Below are 19,347 nucleotides of genomic sequence, written 5' to 3' on the forward strand. Positions count from 1 at the left end.
TACCTGCCATCCTAAGTTCGCTATTTCTTCTTTTTTAAGCTCATATTCATTTACATATGCATAAGCTGCTATTGTGCTCACCGCAACTGCAGCCGATGTTCCAAGCCCTGCACCGACAGGCATCTCTGATCTTATTTCAATATTAACTCCAGCTTTGGTTCCAATATATTTTGAAGTGACTTCTATGGCTTTGTTTATATATGCTATTGCTGGAAGTATGAGTCCATAATCAGTTTCAAGTACAACCTCATTGCCTATATAAGAAATTACAATACCTGGAACCCTTAGGTCTCTAGCATTAATCTTTATTACATCATCATTTCTTTTTTCTGCAATAGCATAAATTCTCTTGTCTATAGATACTACTAATGCGGGATAGCCGTACACAACAGCATGTTCGCCAAAGAGAGTTACTTTTCCAGGTGCAGATGCAATTACCTTTTTATTCATATAAACCACCTTTTCATATCGCCGCAAGAAGAGCTACAATAATTGATGCTCCAACTAGCGTCATAAATAAAACACCAAGAGAAACACCAAGCTTGTTAAGTGCCCCAGAAATAACACTTACAAGCAACATTCCAAAAATTCCTGGAATTCCTGCGTCATAATATGCTAATAATACTGCTATAGCGACAAATAGTCCGTAAAGGGACTCTGCGGAAATCCTATTAAAAACGAATAACGTTAGCCTTCTTGAATACTTCACTATAAGGGGGTAAGAGATCGCAAGGCTAATAATGACTGAATAGATCGCTATTAGTACAATGAAGGAATAAGAATAATGAGTAAGAATGTAGTGAAATGGTTTATCGTTTATTGTTGGTATCATCTGGAAAAATGGTGCAGCTGGTCCTGCGCTCATTGGACCTGTAGCCGCTCCTATTACTAAGAGAGGTATAAGAGTCCCACCTATATACGTTCCTAGCTTAATTCCTTCTCTAACAGTATAGGCAAGGACTGAGCCTTGAAGCCTATTCCTTTTAGTCTCCCTCAGTGTATCTCCAATTAATATTGTAAGCCCGACAGGGGACATGACAGTTGCTAGAATAGAGCTTATGGGCGACCATATAAAAATATGAAGAATTTCTTCTTTGGTTAAGTTTTTAAAGGGATTAATGCTTATTTTTCCTACCTTTGAAAGCTTCACAATTTTTTTGCCTTTCTTTTCCATGCTCTTTCTTAGTTCACCATTAAGAGAGGTGAATATTTCGTAAATTATAGGACCAATTGTAATCCCAAGAAATAAGCTAATGCTGACGGGCTTTCCATAAACTCCTCTTATACCCTGAACAAGAATTGCAAATGCTGGTATTGCAAATAGACCAAGCAACTTGTTTTTAGAAGTAACCGCTAAAAAGATAACGCCACCCAATATTAGCCAGAACCATCTTGCCACCTTGATGCTCATAATTAGATCTGTTGTATTTAACCAAGCCCCCAGCGGCATTAACACATAAGAGACCACTAAAACGAATATAGTAACAGTTATGGCTGCAACTAGAGCGGCTGAATTCCCCTTTCTTAGTAAAGTATCTGCTAGGCCATGCTCTTTCGCAACTAAGGCATCTGGAACTTGTGGAACCGCCATCACTCCTCCTGGGATCCCAGCTAAGGCCACAGGTATAGCGTCTGCAATCTTGAATGCAACTATAGAAGCCATAAACCACGCTAATACCACAATCGGATCAAGACCTGCAAGCAAAAGAGCTAAGGCTACTGGCGCCATTGTAGCTGTTTCATCTGTTCCTGGTAAAATTCCTATAAAAATGTAAATTATTGAAGAAATAGCAGCTAATACGGTAGAGTAAATGATTATGGATGCAACATCCATGTTAATTCTCCTCGATAATTACTCTTTTAACTTTTGTAATTGGTATAGAAATCAAAAAGCCTATAGATGCACCTATTGCTCCTAAAGTTATCTTCAACGCGTTAATGAGAGAGGGGTTAGATCTCATCGCAATATAAGGTGCAAAGTAATAAAGTAAAAATGCAAAAGCTATTGAAATAAGAGATGCAATCGTCAGCTCTTTTAATGATACGTACTCTCCGTACAATTCTATATATGTTTCGGCATCCTCGTCCAACAAATATTCCCTCCAATTACCAAAAATCTTAAGACAATTTCTGAAAAAAACTTTATAAATTTGTCGAATTTTAAAAAATTATTGAGAATCTCTATGCTTAAATGCGGTTTTAACTTGAATACCTGTTTCTACTAAAAATAACTCAACGTATGGGGAAACTTTGGCGGAAATTAGATGCCCTCCTGCAACCTTTTCATGCCCAGTAGCAAAAGTTGCATGCGCATGAAAAGCAATATTGCCATCGCTTTTCACAAAATAGTTACCTGTAATTGAAAGTAATTCTATGGTGCTGTCTCCATTTCTAGTGAATTTAGAAACTTCATACTGGTTCGTTTTTCTATTTAAAACGCCTATTTCAACTTCTTCCAAGCCGCCAATACCTACTAAATATCCTCCTTTTAAATCATTTACTTGTATAAAGGAAATAACAAAGTCAGGCAACTTTGATCCTTCTGGGATTTTTAAAGGTATAACTTGCATTATTTACACCTTAATTATAATTTTTATTTTCTAATTATTTGAACTTATTGTTATTATACAAATTTTTAAAATAATTTTAAAAAATTAAATTTTTTTTAAAAAAAATGTAAAAAAAGTAAAAAATTATCTTTATTAATAAAAAATTTATTTTTTATATTAAAAATGAGAGGGTGAGAATCTTGACTAAAATGGCTGTAGTGGTATTTTCTGGAAGTATAGATAGATTAACTGGATTGGCAATGCTAGTTAGCGGAGCAGTAGCAATGGGATATGAAGTTGAGCTGTTTCTCCAACTATGGGGAGTATATGCATTTAAGAAGGACGTTGTAAAGAAAAACATGAACTTTAGCGAATTCCAGGACAAGGCTCCAGAAGTGGCAAAAAGATTGCAAGAGCTAAATGTCCCTTCATGGTTCGATATAATTAAAGAAGCAAAGGAAAATGGAAGTGTCAAAATTTATGCGTGTTCAGCTGCAGCTAGCATATGGAACGTTAAAAAGGAAGATCTTGAACTAGTAGACGATATAATTGGCGCTGCAACTTGGATAGAAAAAATGTCTAAAGCGGATATAACTTTATTTATTTAATAATTTTTCCTTTTTTTAAACCTTTTCCCAATCTTAAAGAGAAAAGGTTCTTTCAGGGAACTAGTAGGTTCTCTGCATTTATTCACGAATATTTTTTACTCTGCAGAGAAATGAGATGATCAGAGATCCTTCTGAAATTTTAAAATCCTTCTTGTAAGAAATTTTTTATGTGTTTATCTGGGTTTATGTGAGCTATCTGCCCTGAAGGGTATGAGGGTTAGGTGTTCAATTAGAGCTTCACGCCCGCAACTTCATCTAGGGGTTCAGAAGTCTCACCGCTCCCCTTTTCGCAGGTAAATATTCCACGATTTTAATCACGAACCAAATTACTTAAAACCTTTGCCCATTCATTTTCTCGATACAATGTGAGGTTTCCTGAGCGTCCATCTTTATAAATTCTAAAATGAGCATGTTCTATTCCCTATATCATCATTAGCCTTAGGAAGAACTATACTTTCTAGAGAAGCCGGTTTCACCAAGTGTCTTATCCTGCCACTTCTAGGAGTGTATGGGCCAAATAAAATGTCCCTTTTTTCGATAATTTTTATCTTTTCCAACTTTTCTGAAGTTTTGAATCCACAATTATCGCATTTATATCCCTTTCCTTTTCCAGCACTTTTAAGCCTTTTTCCGCACTTAGGACACAGAGGATTAAGCTCCTTTACGGTCGGGGATAGAAAGTATACCCATAGTTTTTCGGCTTCAAATATAATACCTTCATCCTTTTTCTCAACGGCTCCTCCCAATATTCCTATGTTATCACCTTCCTTTAACCTAGAAGCTATCTCATTCATCGGATTAGTTTCAGAGTAAAAAATTACATCGATAGTTCCGCTTCCATCAGAAACTTCAATTAATACATGTCCTCCTTTCTTTACCTCCGGCTTTTTAGTTACAGTACCATATATGTAAGCAGCTTGATATACTCTTAGATCGTTTATTCTTCTGAAAACTTTATGTGCATCAGTATGCTGGTTTGTCTTAAAAATGCACCATTCCCAAATTTTTTCTTCTATCTTCAGTTTATAGAATGCATCAACCATATCTTTAGGCTCATATCCTCTTATGCCTATAAGCACGGGATCTGGACCCTTCGGTGAAGCAACTAAAAGTTTTCTTTTCTCGTCAAAATTGTTAAAAAGAGTTTTATACGAAAGTAAAACTTTTCCTGCAGTTAAATTATCTATCTTTCTCTCTCCGGTTTCTCCTGGCATTCTATATGCTAAAAGTTCGAAAGTTGAGTCATCTCCGCTGTACATATATCCTAATGCAGAAACCGCTCCTATAATGCTCTTTTCTCCTTCAAATACCAAGCCAAACTTGTCTGCAAATCTTATTCCCTCTATTATAGGAACGTAATCTGAAAGTGCTTTTTTATAAATGTTATACGCTTCTTTTTTGACGATATCTACCGGATCTTCAGAAATTAGTATTGTCCCCTTTCCATTTCTTTCATTTGTGCTAGAATATTTCTCTGAGTATCTTCTATGCAACGACAAAATTTTTTCTACAGATGATCCGCTACTGACATCAACAAGAAATGAAACAGACGCGTTTCCTCTAGTTTTTAGAGGGATGTTAGGATTAAGCCTAACCAAATAAGGTCCTTTAACTAATTTTGCTCCATTTATCTCCTTTAAAATTTTTTTAATTAAAAAAATTGTGTAATGGGTTGTACACCCAGAAAAGTTAGTATCGTAACCATCAAGTGTTATTGCTAAATGCTTCACTTCCTCTTTAGCTCCTTCCCCTCAACAACTATCATTGTAAGGGTAGATCTTACTTTAGGCAGTTTTCTTATATGTGAAGCGATTATTTCTTTAAGTTTATCCATAGTATCTGCTTCAACCTTCGCGATTACGTCATAAACTCCATATACTACGTAAGCTTCTGTTACTTCATTTATTTTTGTTATATCATTGAATACTTCTTCTTCACTTCCAATTTCTGCATTAATTAGTACAATTGCAGATGGCATTTAATTTTCCACCTATATATTATTTCTATGTCATCATATTTAAATAATATGCTTTTATTCAATTTTAACTAATAGTTAAAATTAAATACAAAAAGAAAGACGGCCTTAAAATTAGAATATACTTTAGCGATATTAAATCTGAAATAATAAAGTCAATAATACAATAATCAAGCAGATAGCTTGATATAATGTCGATCCTATGAATCGTGAATTCCTAAAATGGTTGTTTTTCCATTAAAGATTTCTTGTGTTTCTTCAAAGTTTCTCTCTGATCTTATATCCGTGATTTCTTATTCCAGAAAAATAAACATCTGCATCTATATCTTTTTTATAAATTTCTTTCTCTATCTTTTTTCTGATTTCTTCTTCTTTTTCAACTTCGTAAAAACCATATGCGGCAGGTCCCCAGCTGCTTTGACCTATACCTACTGTGCCTGAATGCCTTAAAACTTCGACTGCCTTTTCTGTCTCTTCAGAAGAAAATTCTCCGCCTTGATATTTACTGAAATACTCGCCCATGTGTTTCTGTATGTCTTCAATCCCTTTTCCAAAAAGCCCAATATTTTTAGAAATCAAGCCTCTTATTGTTTTTTCCCAAAGAGATAGCCTTAGTTTTCTTCCAAGTTCTTTTTCTTCATTCGGACTCAGCATAAATTTTTCATCTTCTTCCTTCAAACCTATTTTTTTTCTAGGTACTATTATTACTACTTTCCATCCATAAGGAAATGATATCCTTGTAATGAGTTGTGGGAGGTCTTTAACTTTTGACGGAGGTTCCAGTTTATTCTCTTTACTGAACCTACCACTGTCTACCAAAAATCCCCCATAAATAAAGCCATATATGCCTATTCCAGATATCGTCCCTCTGCCGGCTAGAACTGCTATTTTCTTCAAGTTTATTTTTTTACTGCATATCACAGATAAACCTTTAGCTATAGAAAGGGATAGCTGAGTCGTAGACCCTAGACCTTTTTGACTTGGAGGAGATGTCACAATGCTATATGACACATTCCCTTCTCCGCATATATTCAGGTGATAACGGAATATTTTAGCTTCTTCTTTCTTGTATTCATCGCTTTTTTTCTCCTCAATTTTTACGATTGTCTTTGGCTCTTCAATATAAACACCTAAGCTTCCATAAAACCAATTCCCTTCTTTAATGTTGTAAAAACCTAAATGCAATCTGCTACCAGCTTCAACATATATCAAAGCTACCTACCTTGTATGTCTTTTATGAACTCTTCTTCTATTTCCAACACATCTTTTTCGTTACTTGCTTTCACATAATCAATTATCAACTTACTGTTTAAAGAGAAAAAGTTTTCTCCCCATTTAAAATACGAGAGTATTTCCTTTGCCCTCTCTATGCAACCCAAAATTATCAAAGCGGCTGCCAGAGCTTCCGCACTACTTAGTTTATACGCAATGCCATAATTTATAGGATTAGAAGCGATAAATATAGGCAATCTTCTTCTTACACCAAACTTAAATGGAAAAACTTCTCCTCCTTTTTCAAGAATTTTATTCCATGACCTATCAACGACTAATATTCCGTTTAAATTATACGAAATATCGTCCTTTGAAATAACTTTTTGAGAGAAAGGATCTAAGACAATAAATTTCTTTCTCAGCTTTCTAGGATCTCCCACTCTAGTCGCAACCTTCAGCTTGTACAACTTCACAGCTGTGCTGGCCTTATAGTAATCTTCACTAATTCTGTAAACATAAATTTTTAAATTGCTACAATAGTTTTGCAATAGCAATACACCATTAAATTTCTAAACAGACATATCTCTATCCCATTTATCTATAGAAGTTAATGCTATTAGAGAAACCAACTTTTTTTCTATATCCTCACTTTTTCCCTCGAACCTTTTCCCGAATATGTACATAAAAGAATCTAGAGGGCAAAATTTACACTTAAGATTAACTCCAATAGGTTTTTTTGTAACAATGAGGTAGATTTTTTCTTCATTACCAATATCTTTAAGGAGAGACTCAACATCTTTAGCTTGTTTCCTCATAGTCAATCTTCTTATAACCTCGAACTGAAAATTTCTCAGTGAAACTCCTTTGCTTTTAGCATTTAATGCCTCTTCCATAGCCTTAGCTGCATGAATACACGAAAAGATAAGCTTGGAGGGAATCTCTATCTGCTCCACAACATATTGAAGATCAGCTTTTTCATCGCTCATGTGAAAGAAAAAAACTTCCTTTCCTACAATAATCTTAATATTCGCACAGATCTCTTTGACACAATTAGAATTCGTAGCTAGACCACCTGGAGTAACTCAAAAACTTGCCTTGTTCTTAATTTTTGTACTTTAATGTATAGTTTCAGGATTGAAAAATGAACGTTCTGATATTATAAGCGTTATTATTCTCTTGACCTCTTCATAACTTAGCCCGAGCTTATCAGAAAATTCCTTTGAAATCTTTTCTACGTCTATTGTTGCTCTGCTTATAATTTTATATTCTGCTTGAACTAACGCCTCAATGGTCTCCCTCTTTTCCCAAGGAAAAACTATCCACTTATCTGTTTCCCCATAGTAGTAATCAGGAATAATTACGCTCCAAGGCTTTACATAAAGAGAAACTGTCTTTAAATTTTTCGGACCATAAAAATTTATAGCACTCAAAGCGGTCTGCAAGCTTTTTCCCGAATCTGCGACATCATCAACGAGAAGCACATTCTTGTTTCTAATATCTAAAACCAGCGGTTGCGTTATAACAGGTCTTTCCATTTTTTCCTCTATTCCTTTATAGAACTTTATTTCTATAGCTCCAATATTCTTTATTCCTAAAAAGTCTGCAAATATCCTTGCTGGAATCCAACCACCTCTTAAAATTCCAACAACAACATTTGGATTAAAATTGCTTTCTATAATTTTTTCCGAGATCGCAGCTACAGCATTTTCTATATCTTCCCATTTTAAAGTAAGGAACTTATTATCAGCGCTCATACTCATCCACCGTGGCTTACAGGTATTATTGTAACCTTATCACTATCTTTCACTACCGGATCGTCTCCAAAAACTCTGTAATCGGCGCCATTAAGCAAAAAAATGTAATTTCCACTTGGCTTACCTTCCAAATCTAATATATCTGGAAGCTTGGGTATCAAAAATTTAAGAGCTTCGCTCAATTTTTCAGCTTTTACATTTATTTTTTCACTACCGACTTTTTCAATTAAATTAGCTATAAGTGTTATTTCTACCAATTTTTCTCCCAATATTTTTTTATTGCAATTCTCCTCTTTGCTTTGTTACTTTTACTAAATGAGTTATGTAACCTGCAATTTTGTTGCTTACTCTTTTGCTATTTACATCGACAAGCTTTCTTATCAATTGCTTATTTTCTTCAAAATCTTCTGTAAATAAATCTGGATGAGCTGTAATTAGTTTCCTAGCCGTTCTCTTAACCATTGCTGTTCTTACCTTTCCCATTTTAAACATCACCAATTATTCACTTTTATTTAAAGCTCATGATATGAATTGATTTAAAAATAAGTTTATAAATCTGACATTAAACTGAAGATGTTTAGATAACATATAAAAGCCTTTAATATTTTTTTAATAAAGTGATGATACGTAATGAAAATCAAGCCTCTTCTTCCACGTAAGATTACTAATATGAGTTTAGAAGAAGCGATTTTAAATCGCAGTAGTAAAAGGAGTTTTAAGAAAGACCCCCTAAAATTTGAGCATTTATCTATTATTCTTTGGTCAGCCCAAGGCTTAGTAGAAAGTAAGAAACAGGGGTTGGCAAAAAGAGTGGCACCAAGCGCAGGTGCAACATATCCATTCGAGGTTTTTGTAGCTATAGGATAAAACAGCATATGTGAAGGACCTCAAATAATTAGCGGTATATACAAATATATTTCTGAAGAGCACTCTATTAAGCTCAAATTGGAAGGCGATAAAAGAGACGATCTGGCCAGAGCAGCCTATTCACAGAACTCTATAGTACAAGCACCAATATCTATTATATTAGTAGCAAAATATGAAATAACAACACAAGTATATGGAGATAGAGGTATAAGGTACGTTCACTTTGAAGCGGGTCATATAGGTCAAAATATTTATTTGATGGCAACAGCACTAGGATTAGGTACTGTAGCAATAGGAGCATTTGATGATGATGCGGTTTCTGAAGTTTTACATTTAGAGAAGGAGGAAAAACCTCTGTATATATTTCCTATTGGATTTCCAAAATCAATCTCTAAAAGAAGTTTTGATTTGTTTTAAATTCATAAATGATAATAGAACCAGCTAGATATTTGAAGTTTAGATTATCTATATTTTAGCTTTTCAACTAAGGTTTCAACTAGGCTTCGAATTTCAAGAAACTAACGATTGTTCCCTAAAAAAGAATTATTATTGCATATATTCATTTATGAAGCCAACCTATAATTAATCCTATAATAAATCCAGCAAGAACAGGACCAATTAGCAAGATACTCAGAAACTTTGCAAACTGAATTACATATTGCATATATTCTTTTGCTTCAGTCAAATTTCCAAATAAATTGCCATTCGAACCTGAAATAGACCAAACATTTAATATCGCGCCTGCTATTATAACAAGGACAAAAGCAATAATATATTTGAAAGCTTTTGCTAATATATATCCAAGCAGTATCCCCAAGACTAATTGTATAATAATAGCTAGTAGAACCTTAGGGTTTGACTGTATATACTGAAAATAGTTTAGTGTGATGTTTTCGCCTAAAGTAGAAGAATTACTTTCTAGATACACAATTTCCATCATTATATCTCAACAAATATCTTTTTATTTTATTTATATAAAAAACTTTTATTGTAGTATTCCTCTAGTCCTTTAAATTACCATTCTTCCTCCTCTTCTTCCTCTTCCTCCTCTTCTTCCCACCATTCCTCCTCTTCTTCCTCTTCCCACCATTCTTCATCTTCTGACATCAAAATGTAACACCTCATGTTTTTAGTCTAATGAGTTTTTAGTGAATTATAACTTTTCTCTATTTTGTCCTTTTTTAAACTTAACTCACATCATTTTTATATAAAGGAATAAAAATGGTTACCAATGAGGATCCCGCTATAACCCGTCTTCTGTAGTTTCAGCGGTATTCAGCTAAGCGATCCTCTTGCCCATCATGCGGCTTCTCATCTGGGCAAGATCTTGCTCCTTGGGGGTCGGCCGTTTCATCGTAACTCCGGTATCTTCAACCTTTTCTGACCGTTACCGGTCAGAATTTTAGGTATCATAATCATCTGACCGGAGTTCGTCTCGTTTCTGTGCCGTTGCCAGGGGATCTCCCCCTGCCTCTAAAGAGGCCCCAATGCCACAGGGAGGACGGTGTTTCCTCAGGACCAAGGTCCCGTAAACCGCTAGCGGGATCCTCTATTATTTTTAAATAATAAGTATAATATTTTAAAGATTATCTATTATGCTCCTTTATGATGATTTCTTTCCTATAAAATCTTTATTAATTATTAATATTTAATTTAAGTTATAAGGTATAGCATAAATATGTTTATTTTCAAGAGAGTGGTTTAATGTCAAAAAAAGAAGAAGGTTCGAGGAACGAATTTCCCCGTCCCGACGAATCTTCAGTAGTATGTGTAGTCGAAAAAATTCTTGGAGGAGATCACTTCATTGCCAAATGTAGCGATGGAAAGAAGAGGCTAACAAGAATACCTGGAAGACTTAGAAGGAAAATGTGGATTAAAGAAAGAGATGTAGTTCTAGTGGCACCTTGGGACATGCAATCTGATACTAAAGCAGATCTTTTATACAAATATTCTAATAATGAAGTAAGAAAGCTTGTACAAGAAAAATTGATTCCTCCTGAGCTACTTGAGGGTGCTTAAATCTGTTAGAAAATTCTGATTCCATTGATGATTTTATATCATTAAAAAGTAAAAAAGAGGAAAAAAAGGAAAAAACTGAAGACCTTATTAAGACTGTAGAAGAGGTCTTTGATTCATTTACTATTAAGTCTTTATATGAGATAATGAGAAAGTTAGATCTCATTAAAATAAGCGGTGTAGTAAGCGCTGGCAAAGAATCGAGGGTTTACAGAGGTATTGATAAAAATAAAAAAGAATTTGCAATAAAAATCTACCTTACATTTTCAAGCGAATTTAAGCAGGGAATTTTAAAATATATTTTGGGAGATCCTAGATTTGAAAGCATAAAAATAGGAAACACACATAAGCTGATGTCGTTCTGGGCTAAAAAAGAGTACGTAAATCTAAAAAAGATGTACGAAAGCGGGGTTTCGGTCCCAAAACCTTACGCTCAAAACAGAAACATTGTAGTTATGGACTTCATCGGCGAAAATGGTGTAAGAGCGCCTCTGCTGAAAGAGTTAGGAGCAGATCTGGAAAACCCTGGAATTATATATAATGAAATAATCGAAAATATTAAGAAGATTGTGTGTAGAGCTAATCTTGTTCATGGAGATCTGAGCGAATATAACATTATGATATTTAATGATACTCCATTTATAATTGATGTATCTCAAGCCGTACATATTAAACATCCTAATGCGATAGATTTTTTATCAAAAGATATTGGTAATATTAACAGGTTTTTTAAGAGATTGTTCGACTTAAAAATTATTGAGGACAGAGAGTTAATTGAAGAGATAAAAAAATGCATGGAGGAGTGAAGATGTCTAAAAGTAGCATTTCAAGGGCTTATGAGTTAGTTCCAGAAGAAAGAATAGGGGCAGTGATAGGACAAAACGGTAAGGTTAAAGAAATGATAGAGCAGGCTACCTCTACTAATATAAAAATTGAAAGCAACACTGGAATTGTATACATAGAGCCAAGAGATGAAAACACAAAGGCAGATAGCATAATTAAGGCTAAAGAGATTATAAGAGCCATAGCTATTGGCTTCACCCCAGAGGAGGCTTTTAGACTTCTTGACGAGGACCAAATTCTGATAGTAATAAACCTTAAGGAAATTAATGAAGACCCGAACGGAATTAAAAGGATTAAATCAAGAATAATTGGAGAAGAAGGAAGAACTAGAAAAATTATAGAGGAAACTACTGGTTCAAAGGTTGTTATAGGCGAAAGCGCTATCGGAATAATCGGCGATTTTGATCAAGCGTCAATTGCAGAAAGGGCAATAAGGATGCTAATTGATGGTAAGCCTCATTCAGTTGTTTATTCTTATTTAGAAAGAGAGGCCAGAAGATTAAAAAAGAGAAGAATAACTGGGCTATGGAAAACTTACGGAGAAGAGCAAGGCGGGAAAGGGCTATGATGTTTGGTGACGGCACTGAAAAATGATGTTAGCGGCTTTTGTAGCTGAGCCCTTCTACGTAGTATAATGAGGTGTATCAACTTGAGAGTTGCAGTAATTGATTATTCTTTATGCAAACCCACAAAATGTAATCTTGAATGTATCAGATTTTGTCCAGTTAACCGAAGCAGAAGGTCATCAAAAGCTATAGAGATAGATTCTAACACAGGTAAGCCCGTTATTTATGAAAATGTTTGCATAGGGTGTAACATTTGTGTAAAGAAATGCCCCTATAATGCTTTAGAAATTGAGAACTTACCTGACGAATTGAGTAAATTGGCTATCCACAGATACGGAAAAAACGGTTTTAAGCTCTTTGGATTGCCGGTACCCAAGAAGGGAGAGGTCCTTGGAATAATTGGGAAAAACGGTATAGGAAAGACAACTACTATTAGAATATTAGCTGGCGAGCTTATTCCTAACTTCGGTGATAAAGAGAGAAAAGCTTCAGAAAACGAAGTACTAGAGAGATTTAGAGGGACAGAACTCTTCGAATATTTCCAAAAAGTTTATAGCAAGAAGATTAAAGTAGCGCATAAAATACAATATGTCGAGCTAGTTCCAAGATATTTAAGCGGAAAGGTTTCTACGCTTTTAGAAAAAGCGGATGAAAGGGGAATTGCAATCAAACTCGCAAGCGAACTTGGTTTATCTCCAGTTTTAGAAAGAGACGTTAAAAATATCAGCGGCGGAGAGCTACAAAAGATTCTCATTGTTGCCACATTGTCAAAAAAGGCTGATCTTTACATATTTGATGAGCCGAGTAGCTTTTTAGATGTGAGAGAGAGAATAAGAATAGCATCTCTTATAAGGGAACTAGTCCCTAAAGAGAGCTACAGTATTGTAATTGAACATGACATAGCCCTACTTGACTATCTGTCAGACAATATCGTGGTTATGTATGGAGAGCCGGGGGTTTATGGAGTCGCATCTAAGACTTACAGCACTAGATCAGGCATAAATCACTTCTTAGATGGTTACCTTCCTGCTGAAAACATGAGAATAAGAAAAGAACCAATAAGATTTCACGTTTCTGAAGCTCCTCCACAGAGGCATGGCGGTAAATCAAATGAAATCTACATTGAGTGGAGGGACTTTACAATTTCGCTTGATGGCTTTAGGCTCGATGTCAAGCCAGGGAGTGCATCAAAGGGGGAAGTTATTGGCATATTGGGACCTAACGGGATCGGAAAGACTACCTTTGTGAAGAAACTTGTTTCTATGATTAGTGAGGATCGACCCGAAGATGAGGAAATAAAGTTTAGCTATAAACCTCAGTATGTCAGCCCAGAAATATTTGAAAAAAAGACAGTCGAGGAGAACCTAATTAATGCTAATCCTCAGTCGCTATCTACAGGAACTTGGGCTTATGAAGATATAGTCAGACCGTTTGGACTTTATAAGCTGAGAGAAAGGGAAGTATCTGAACTCAGTGGAGGAGAATTACAAAAGTTAGCATTAGCAGTTTCATTGATTAAGGATGCAGAGCTTTACCTATTGGATGAGCCTAGCGCTTATCTTGATGTTGAAGAAAGACTTTCGGTTGCTAAAGTAATTAGAAGGCTTACAGAGTCACGGAGCGTTGCTGCATTTGTGGTAGAGCATGATCTTTCGATTATAGATTATATTTGTTCAAGAATAATGGTTTTTGAAGGAAAACCTGGTGAGCATGGATTTGCCAACTCTCCTATGGAGCTCAGAGAAGGCATGAATAAGTTTCTCAAAATCTTAGATATTACATTCAGGAGGGATCCGTCTACAGGAAGGCCACGAATTAACAAAAAGGATAGCTATAACGATAGAGAGCAAAAGAGAATTGGTGAATATTATTATATCCCTAAGGGAGAGGAGAACTTAAGTGAGAAGCCATGATTTCTATAACTAACTCAAACTTATGGAATAACTAAAAACAAATCATTTTCAGTAAACACAATTCTTCCTTTCTCTCCTTTACTTGGCTCACCATATACATTTTGGAATGATATGTTGTCAACGTTGTAGCTATCATCTATAACTATAACTCTGTCTGGAAGAACTGCTTGGACAGTTACGCTCTTTATTTCCCCTTCAAAGGTTTTCACGTTTTTCCTTATCTCTTTTAGGTCAAGTTTTATTTCCTTTCTTTCCTTCAGCTTAAATAGCTTTAAGAACCTGCTTGTTCTTTCAATAATTACTGCAGGTGACCCTTGATGCTCTACAATTTCGCCAACTTCTCTTCTTTTGTCTATTCTCAGCGAAATTGTAAGCCTGGAATTTCTTTCGCCTTTTTTCGTAGAAATAAGCTTAAAAGTCTGCTTTGTTTCTCCTCCAAGCTTCTCTGATAAAAATGAAGCTATAAGTCTGGCCTTTTCATGTCCGACGATTTCAACATCTATCCAATCTTTATTTTCAGTTATTGTAACTATATGCTGTTTAAGATCGTAAGGCAATTTTTCGATTAAATTCATTATAATTTTTTTATCTTCAAAGTCTAACTTATTAGTTCCCCTTATTTGTATAACTGAATCATAGCTTCCAGCTTTTCTTGCCAAACACTGAGGGCATATCGTAAATTTATAATCTATGATAGGATCCAAATAAGTTTCATATTTTCCTATTTCATTCTGTACTGTAACTAAAACTTTCTCTTTATATGGTACTGCTTTAAGATCTAGTCCAAACTGAATAAACTTTTTCTTATTGTTTTTTTCTACTTCCTTAGCAAAAATTTCGGAATAAAAGTTTTCATTGGCGAAAATCCAATCGTTTTTATACCGAATTTTTCCACATATCTTACATTTATTTAATGTAATAGCCTTTATTTCTAAAGGATTTTTATTCAAATAGCATTCAACACATATTCCTCCAACAAAGGGGAGATTTTTAGATTCCTCTCTGCCACATATAGGGCATATTTTTCTCATAATTATTTTCCCCGCTCTTTATCTACAATATCACGTCAAGGTATTTATGAAAATAGCAAATGGGACTCCCTGAACTTTTACAATAGCATCTTTATGTACCAATCCTTCATTTATTCCTAATTTAACAGACTGATCTCCTATTAAAGAAACGTAATCAGCATCTTTTATTTGAACAGCTACTTCTTCTTCATTAGCGCATTCGCCCTCATAATATTCTCTGCTTACATCAAGAATGTAATGCCCTTCAACAAATTTTTTTCCTAGCAACTCGAAATCGCAAACAAGAACGAATTTTCTCCTCTCATTATAAAAAACTTTAAGCGAAAATCCTTTGCATTCCACCTTTTTTAAACACCATTAAAATGGTTTTACTGGTCCCTCTGCACCGCAAGCCTCGCATTTCAGAATCCATATTTTTCCTTTCTTTATTATAACAGTGTCTGGCCTGCCACATGTCGGACAAATTACATATGATTCTATAAATTTGTTAAGTATATTATTCAGCGTTTCAACGTTCAACTTTGAGTTAAGCAACAAAGTGCCACTTTCTCTGTCATAATTTCCGGAGGTTGCCAATCCTTTTAAGAAGTATCTTGCCAAAAGTTCAGGTTCTCTTCTCAACTTATCTGCAACTTCTCTGAAGTTCCTTATTACCGTTTGATTGCCCATTTGATGCGCTATTAATTTAGGTGGTTCAAACCTTTCGCCACTACTTGCTGGAGCAGGGACTTTTTTGTAAAGTCTTTCTAAAAGGTTCTGGTAATTTTTAAAATAATTATCATCAACATTTTCCATTGCTCTTTATTCACCTTTTCTGCAATACTTTTTCTTTTAAATATTCTACTAACTCTCCTATGTTTATATTGTTTAGAGCACTTATAAAAAATATGTCATATACCCCTATTTTTTCAAGTTCACTTCTTATAACATCTTTCTCAAAGTTTTCTATGAGATCAACCTTGTTTACTGCTACTATTACGTTCAGCACTTCTACCCTGAACATTTTGATTAGTTCTAATTGCTCTTTTAAGTTCATCGTGCTTTCTTTAGAAGGATCCATGACAAATACGATAACTCCATTGAATATTTTTAAAGTAGCGAAAGCCCTTCTCTCTATTATATTCATTTCACTGAAGTTCTTCCTTAAGATTCCAGGAGTATCTAATACAGTTAAATTTATTAATTGAGATGCTTTCAGTCTTCCAGGCACTACTTCCTTTGTAGTAAATGGATAACTAGCTACAATAGTTCTCGACTCAGCGATTTTTTGTACTAATGTACTCTTTCCTGAATTGGGAGGTCCAACTATAACTATAGGTGGAAACTCGCCAGTATCTGCTATCAATTGTAACTCTTTTTTTATATTAATTATATCTTCAAGGAGCTTTTTGTTCCTTTTAACTAGAGAAATAAGACGGGATGCCGCTCTTATTCCTTTTTTCCTAAGATCTCTATCATCGCTTGAAAGCATCTCTATTTTTGCTAGAGAGTATACTTGACTGAGCTTATATTTGAGATAAGATGCTTTCTTTAACTTATTTATAGCATCCTCTCCTAAAACAATCAATAAATATCCTTTCACCTTTTCGTTCTTAGAAATAAGCTTGTAAAGTTTATCATATTCCTCGATTTTATCTTTTATTATATTATATGCAGTATTGAGAAGCTCTATTGCATTTTCTCTTCCATATGAAGTCTTAAGAGTTTTTTGCTTCGCGATAATTTTCCCTACTCTTCTATATACTTTATTATAGATTTCTTCATACTCAGGCAAATGAATATGCTTGATTTCGCTTATACTATCCTCGTTTTTATCTCCAGGCATAATTCTTTATCTCCCTCAATCGTATTGAAATTCATTTTTATCTTGAGGCTGTAATCTGCTTCAATTTTTTCTTTTAAATTCAAAGAAATTACGATACAAAATAAAATTAAAGCTTTATATCGTTTTAACTATAATATCTATTCCAAACGCGGGATTATAAATATGAATATGTACTTTTCGTTGCTAAGGATGAAGGTTTTCAATTTTTATATATTTTTCCTATCAAAATGAAATAAAATATTAAAATATAAAAGAAGATTTTAGGCTAATATGCCGTGGAAACTTGTGGCACTTCGGGTTCAACTTCTTTCTTTCTTCCCTTAATTTTTTCTATTGCCTTAATGAAATCTTCCATGGTAACTAAATCCCTTTCTTCTCTGATAGCATTATATCCCGCTTCTACACAGACAGCCTTTATGTCGGCCCCGACAAATCCTTCAGTAAGTTCCGAGAGTTTCCTTATATCTAAGTTCTTCTCTACATTCATCTTTTTAATGTGAATCTTAAATATCTCAATTCTTCCCTGCTTATCAGGGAGAGGGACCTCTATAATCCTGTCAAACCTTCCAGGCCTAAGTATAGCCGGGTCTAAAATGTCAATTCTATTGGTTGCCGCTATTACCTTTACATTATCTAAAGGATCAAATCCATCCATTTCGGCAAGCAATTGCATCATTGTTCTTTGAACCTCTCTTTCCCCGCTTGTTCCTATGTCTATCCTTCTTGCTGCTATAGCATCTATTTCATCTATAAATATAATTGCAGGAGCCTTCCTTTTTGCTAATTCAAAAACCTCCCTAACTATTCTTGCGCCTTCGCCAATAAATTTCTGAACAAATTCGCTTCCAACAACCCTAATAAAAGTTGCATTTGTTTCACTTGCTACAGCTTTAGCAAGCATGGTCTTGCCCGTTCCTGGAGAACCGTAAAGAAGAATCCCTTTTGGTGGCTCTATGCCTATTTTCTTAAACAGTTCAGGCTTCTTTAACGGAAGCTCAACTGTCTCTCTCACTTCCTGTATTTGCTTCGATAAACCGCCAATATCTTTATACTTTACATTTGGTCTCTCAATAACTTCCATTGCCTTAACATAAGGATCTTCTCTCTGTGGAAGGACCTCTACTATGCTTGAACCTCTCTGATTTATTGCGACGATTGTACCTGGAAGGAGCTGATCTACTGATATATTTCCGCTTACAGTAACTATTAGGTTAGGACCAGTACTACTTCTAACAACCACTCTTTTATCAGGAAGTATATCAAGCACCGAAGCTTCGATTAGAGGTGGAGCTAAAAGCTTTTCCATTTCTTCCTTATAATATTTAACTTCTCTATTAAGCATAAGCTTTTCTTCTTCTAACTCCTTTATTTTTTCCTCTAGATATTTTATGTATTTTTCTTTCTCTTCTTTATAGCTATTTATATCCTTCTCTAGCCTAGCTTTTTCTTCTTCCAGTACTTTCAACTTTTCTTCTAAATATTTTATATGTGCCAAAACATTTGTAGAATTGGCATTCGAAATGTCGTCGGCTGATTCCATGATAAAAATTAACCCCCATTACCAAATTTATAATAGACTAATAAAGTTATATTTTTTGCATTTGGTTTAAATATAGTAGGATATAGCGGGTGCTAAAAATGCCAGAAGCACTATACTGTGAGCTTTGTGGCTCACCGATAGAAGGAAGGGCATATAAGGTAAATATAGATGGCGTTTCTCTAACAGTATGTGAAAAGTGCTATAGGAAGCAAATACAAAAAAGCACTTCTAAAGTAAATGCTGAAGATGAAAAGAAAAACTCTCAAATCCAAAAGCCGAAGATGCAGGAAAAAAAGAAGAAAAAAGAAGAAATAGAATACGAAGTGGTCGATGATTATTACATAAAAATAAAGAACGCAAGAGAAAAGCTAGGTTTAACATTGCTCGCCTTATCGCAAAAAGTCATGGAAAAAGAAAGCGTCTTAAGGAGGATAGAACAAGGGAGGCTGAGGCCATCTATAGAATTAAGCAAAAGGCTAGAAAAGGCGCTAGGAATCAAACTTCTAGAACCAGTTATAGAAGAAAAGAAAGAGGAAGAGTCTGAAGAAGCTTCACTTAACGAATTAACTTTAGGAGATGTAGCAAATCTTAAAAAACGGAGGTAATTAGGTTCTGAAGAAAAATGCTGTTTTTGTCTTTGGCAGAGAA

The 19,347-nt window shown here is 34.7% G+C and carries 24 protein-coding genes, 1 other RNA gene and 1 pseudogene; 7 read left to right on the forward strand and 19 right to left on the reverse strand.

The annotated features are described in order from the left end of the window. The 4 genes from ACP5SL_RS03500 to ACP5SL_RS03515 form a co-directional block, all read right to left on the reverse strand. Window positions 1-450: mevalonate kinase family protein (locus tag ACP5SL_RS03500; protein ID WP_428228192.1), on the reverse strand; the 450-nt coding region annotated here is incomplete at its 3' end. Window positions 451-463: 13 nt separating this feature from the next. Further along, window positions 464-1,834: a tripartite tricarboxylate transporter permease gene (locus tag ACP5SL_RS03505; protein ID WP_428228193.1), complete on the reverse strand. Its 1,371-nt coding sequence runs from the start codon at window positions 1,832-1,834 to the stop codon at window positions 464-466. A 1-nt stretch (window position 1,835) separates the two neighbouring features. After that, window positions 1,836-2,090 carry a hypothetical protein gene (locus ACP5SL_RS03510; protein WP_014557941.1) on the reverse strand — a complete coding sequence of 85 codons (255 nt, stop codon included), beginning with the start codon at window positions 2,088-2,090 and terminating at the stop codon, window positions 1,836-1,838. Window positions 2,091-2,168: 78 nt separating this feature from the next. Beyond that, the gene (locus ACP5SL_RS03515) at window positions 2,169-2,570 is read right to left on the reverse strand and encodes a PPC domain-containing DNA-binding protein (protein ID WP_428228194.1); all 402 of its coding nucleotides are present in this window, start codon (window positions 2,568-2,570) and stop codon (window positions 2,169-2,171) included. 188 nt (window positions 2,571-2,758) lie between these two features. Here ACP5SL_RS03515 and ACP5SL_RS03520 point away from each other — a divergent pair, with 188 nt between their 5' ends. Further along, a complete protein-coding gene (locus ACP5SL_RS03520) occupies window positions 2,759-3,157 on the forward strand; it encodes a DsrE/DsrF/DrsH-like family protein (RefSeq protein WP_428228200.1) in 399 nt (132 codons plus the stop codon). 398 nt (window positions 3,158-3,555) lie between these two features. Here the strand turns inward: ACP5SL_RS03520 and ACP5SL_RS03525 are convergent, their stop codons facing one another. The 8 genes from ACP5SL_RS03525 to ACP5SL_RS03560 all read right to left on the reverse strand — a co-directional run bounded on the left by ACP5SL_RS03525 (window position 3,556) and on the right by ACP5SL_RS03560 (window position 8,581). Next, entirely contained in the window at window positions 3,556-4,887 is a 1,332-nt protein-coding gene (locus ACP5SL_RS03525; RefSeq protein ID WP_014557944.1) for a tRNA(Ile)(2)-agmatinylcytidine synthase, read from the reverse strand. Next, the gene (locus ACP5SL_RS03530; protein WP_014557945.1) at window positions 4,884-5,135 is read right to left on the reverse strand and encodes an Lrp/AsnC family transcriptional regulator; all 252 of its coding nucleotides are present in this window, start codon (window positions 5,133-5,135) and stop codon (window positions 4,884-4,886) included. The genes ACP5SL_RS03525 and ACP5SL_RS03530 overlap by 4 nt, the downstream gene beginning before the upstream one ends. 255 nt (window positions 5,136-5,390) lie before the next feature. Further along, window positions 5,391-6,344 (reverse strand): beta-ribofuranosylaminobenzene 5'-phosphate synthase family protein, encoded by a 954-nt coding sequence (locus ACP5SL_RS03535; protein ID WP_014557946.1) that lies wholly within the window; start codon window positions 6,342-6,344, stop codon window positions 5,391-5,393. A 2-nt stretch (window positions 6,345-6,346) separates the two neighbouring features. Beyond that, window positions 6,347-6,892, reverse strand: coding sequence for a DUF367 family protein (locus ACP5SL_RS03540; RefSeq protein ID WP_428228195.1), 546 nt, complete (start codon window positions 6,890-6,892; stop codon window positions 6,347-6,349). Window positions 6,893-6,913: 21 nt separating this feature from the next. Continuing rightward, window positions 6,914-7,330 (reverse strand): hypothetical protein, encoded by a 417-nt coding sequence (locus ACP5SL_RS03545; RefSeq protein ID WP_014557948.1) that lies wholly within the window; start codon window positions 7,328-7,330, stop codon window positions 6,914-6,916. 129 nt (window positions 7,331-7,459) lie between these two features. Next, window positions 7,460-8,098 (reverse strand): phosphoribosyltransferase, encoded by a 639-nt coding sequence (locus ACP5SL_RS03550; protein ID WP_193803976.1) that lies wholly within the window; start codon window positions 8,096-8,098, stop codon window positions 7,460-7,462. A 2-nt stretch (window positions 8,099-8,100) separates the two neighbouring features. Continuing rightward, window positions 8,101-8,355, reverse strand: coding sequence for a MoaD/ThiS family protein (locus ACP5SL_RS03555; protein WP_158308311.1), 255 nt, complete (start codon window positions 8,353-8,355; stop codon window positions 8,101-8,103). Between the two features lie 19 nt (window positions 8,356-8,374). After that, window positions 8,375-8,581, reverse strand: a complete 207-nt coding sequence (locus ACP5SL_RS03560) for a 30S ribosomal protein S17e (protein WP_014557951.1) — start codon at window positions 8,579-8,581, stop codon at window positions 8,375-8,377. Between the two features lie 186 nt (window positions 8,582-8,767). Between ACP5SL_RS03560 and ACP5SL_RS03565 the strand changes: the two are divergent. Next, window positions 8,768-9,382: pseudogene (locus ACP5SL_RS03565) on the forward strand (SagB/ThcOx family dehydrogenase). Between the two features lie 142 nt (window positions 9,383-9,524). On the opposite strand, the gene ACP5SL_RS03570 reads toward ACP5SL_RS03565, so the two are convergent. Both ACP5SL_RS03570 and rnpB read right to left on the reverse strand, forming a co-directional pair. Beyond that, a complete protein-coding gene (locus ACP5SL_RS03570; RefSeq protein WP_148683633.1) occupies window positions 9,525-9,905 on the reverse strand; it encodes a hypothetical protein in 381 nt (126 codons plus the stop codon). Between the two features lie 294 nt (window positions 9,906-10,199). Continuing rightward, window positions 10,200-10,514: RNase P RNA component (gene rnpB, locus ACP5SL_RS03575), an RNA gene on the reverse strand. 155 nt (window positions 10,515-10,669) lie between these two features. Between rnpB and ACP5SL_RS03580 the strand changes: the two genes are divergently transcribed. From ACP5SL_RS03580 to ACP5SL_RS03595, 4 genes are all read left to right on the forward strand, one after another. After that, on the forward strand, window positions 10,670-10,984 hold the full coding sequence (locus tag ACP5SL_RS03580; protein WP_014557954.1) for a translation initiation factor aIF-1A: 315 nt from the start codon (window positions 10,670-10,672) through the stop codon (window positions 10,982-10,984). 143 nt (window positions 10,985-11,127) lie between these two features. Further along, window positions 11,128-11,787: a serine protein kinase RIO gene (locus ACP5SL_RS03585; protein ID WP_014557955.1), complete on the forward strand. Its 660-nt coding sequence runs from the start codon at window positions 11,128-11,130 to the stop codon at window positions 11,785-11,787. 2 nt (window positions 11,788-11,789) lie between these two features. Beyond that, the gene (locus ACP5SL_RS03590; protein WP_228009424.1) at window positions 11,790-12,392 is read left to right on the forward strand and encodes a KH domain-containing protein; all 603 of its coding nucleotides are present in this window, start codon (window positions 11,790-11,792) and stop codon (window positions 12,390-12,392) included. A gap of 66 nt (window positions 12,393-12,458) precedes the next feature. Continuing rightward, complete coding sequence (locus ACP5SL_RS03595) at window positions 12,459-14,303, forward strand: ribosome biogenesis/translation initiation ATPase RLI (protein WP_148683635.1); 1,845 nt, start codon at window positions 12,459-12,461, stop codon at window positions 14,301-14,303. 20 nt (window positions 14,304-14,323) lie between these two features. Here ACP5SL_RS03595 and ACP5SL_RS03600 read toward each other — a convergent pair whose 3' ends face one another. From ACP5SL_RS03600 to ACP5SL_RS03620, 5 genes are all read right to left on the reverse strand, one after another. Next, window positions 14,324-15,334 (reverse strand): 60S ribosomal export protein NMD3, encoded by a 1,011-nt coding sequence (locus ACP5SL_RS03600; protein WP_014557958.1) that lies wholly within the window; start codon window positions 15,332-15,334, stop codon window positions 14,324-14,326. A gap of 30 nt (window positions 15,335-15,364) precedes the next feature. Continuing rightward, window positions 15,365-15,676: a DUF424 domain-containing protein gene (locus tag ACP5SL_RS03605; RefSeq protein ID WP_014557959.1), complete on the reverse strand. Its 312-nt coding sequence runs from the start codon at window positions 15,674-15,676 to the stop codon at window positions 15,365-15,367. 15 nt (window positions 15,677-15,691) lie between these two features. After that, a complete protein-coding gene (locus ACP5SL_RS03610; protein ID WP_014557960.1) occupies window positions 15,692-16,129 on the reverse strand; it encodes a translation initiation factor IF-2 subunit beta in 438 nt (145 codons plus the stop codon). A gap of 10 nt (window positions 16,130-16,139) precedes the next feature. Then, window positions 16,140-17,159 (reverse strand): GTPase, encoded by a 1,020-nt coding sequence (locus tag ACP5SL_RS03615; protein WP_014557961.1) that lies wholly within the window; start codon window positions 17,157-17,159, stop codon window positions 16,140-16,142. Window positions 17,160-17,424: 265 nt separating this feature from the next. Then, window positions 17,425-18,699 (reverse strand): proteasome-activating nucleotidase, encoded by a 1,275-nt coding sequence (locus ACP5SL_RS03620; RefSeq protein ID WP_014557962.1) that lies wholly within the window; start codon window positions 18,697-18,699, stop codon window positions 17,425-17,427. Between the two features lie 98 nt (window positions 18,700-18,797). Between ACP5SL_RS03620 and ACP5SL_RS03625 the strand changes: the two genes are divergently transcribed. Continuing rightward, window positions 18,798-19,304 carry a multiprotein bridging factor aMBF1 gene (locus ACP5SL_RS03625; protein WP_148683636.1) on the forward strand — a complete coding sequence of 169 codons (507 nt, stop codon included), beginning with the start codon at window positions 18,798-18,800 and terminating at the stop codon, window positions 19,302-19,304. Window positions 19,305-19,347 lie beyond the last annotated feature (43 nt).

This window comes from Fervidicoccus sp. (assembly GCF_049967375.1).
GTDB lineage: Archaea > Thermoproteota > Thermoprotei_A > Sulfolobales > Fervidicoccaceae > Fervidicoccus > Fervidicoccus fontis.

What these genes read in the sequence shown, in the direction of transcription:
- ACP5SL_RS03530 (WP_014557945.1), bottom strand. Translation starts at nt 5,135, where the DNA reads ATGCCATCTGCAATTGTACTAATTAATGCAGAAATTGGAAGTGAAGAA.
- ACP5SL_RS03520 (WP_428228200.1), top strand. Translation starts at nt 2,759, where the DNA reads ATGGCTGTAGTGGTATTTTCTGGAAGTATAGATAGATTAACTGGATTG.
- ACP5SL_RS03600 (WP_014557958.1), bottom strand. Translation starts at nt 15,334, where the DNA reads ATGAGAAAAATATGCCCTATATGTGGCAGAGAGGAATCTAAAAATCTC.
- ACP5SL_RS03550 (WP_193803976.1), bottom strand. Translation starts at nt 8,098, where the DNA reads ATGAGCGCTGATAATAAGTTCCTTACTTTAAAATGGGAAGATATAGAA.
- ACP5SL_RS03545 (WP_014557948.1), bottom strand. Translation starts at nt 7,330, where the DNA reads ATGAGCGATGAAAAAGCTGATCTTCAATATGTTGTGGAGCAGATAGAG.
- ACP5SL_RS03585 (WP_014557955.1), top strand. Translation starts at nt 11,128, where the DNA reads ATGAGAAAGTTAGATCTCATTAAAATAAGCGGTGTAGTAAGCGCTGGC.
- ACP5SL_RS03570 (WP_148683633.1), bottom strand. Translation starts at nt 9,905, where the DNA reads ATGATGGAAATTGTGTATCTAGAAAGTAATTCTTCTACTTTAGGCGAA.
- ACP5SL_RS03620 (WP_014557962.1), bottom strand. Translation starts at nt 18,699, where the DNA reads ATGGAATCAGCCGACGACATTTCGAATGCCAATTCTACAAATGTTTTG.
- ACP5SL_RS03610 (WP_014557960.1), bottom strand. Translation starts at nt 16,129, where the DNA reads ATGGAAAATGTTGATGATAATTATTTTAAAAATTACCAGAACCTTTTA.
- ACP5SL_RS03580 (WP_014557954.1), top strand. Translation starts at nt 10,670, where the DNA reads ATGTCAAAAAAAGAAGAAGGTTCGAGGAACGAATTTCCCCGTCCCGAC.
- ACP5SL_RS03590 (WP_228009424.1), top strand. Translation starts at nt 11,790, where the DNA reads ATGTCTAAAAGTAGCATTTCAAGGGCTTATGAGTTAGTTCCAGAAGAA.
- ACP5SL_RS03560 (WP_014557951.1), bottom strand. Translation starts at nt 8,581, where the DNA reads ATGGGAAAGGTAAGAACAGCAATGGTTAAGAGAACGGCTAGGAAACTA.
- ACP5SL_RS03505 (WP_428228193.1), bottom strand. Translation starts at nt 1,834, where the DNA reads ATGGATGTTGCATCCATAATCATTTACTCTACCGTATTAGCTGCTATT.
- ACP5SL_RS03625 (WP_148683636.1), top strand. Translation starts at nt 18,798, where the DNA reads ATGCCAGAAGCACTATACTGTGAGCTTTGTGGCTCACCGATAGAAGGA.
- ACP5SL_RS03615 (WP_014557961.1), bottom strand. Translation starts at nt 17,159, where the DNA reads ATGCCTGGAGATAAAAACGAGGATAGTATAAGCGAAATCAAGCATATT.
- ACP5SL_RS03515 (WP_428228194.1), bottom strand. Translation starts at nt 2,570, where the DNA reads ATGCAAGTTATACCTTTAAAAATCCCAGAAGGATCAAAGTTGCCTGAC.
- ACP5SL_RS03595 (WP_148683635.1), top strand. Translation starts at nt 12,459, where the DNA reads ATGAGGTGTATCAACTTGAGAGTTGCAGTAATTGATTATTCTTTATGC.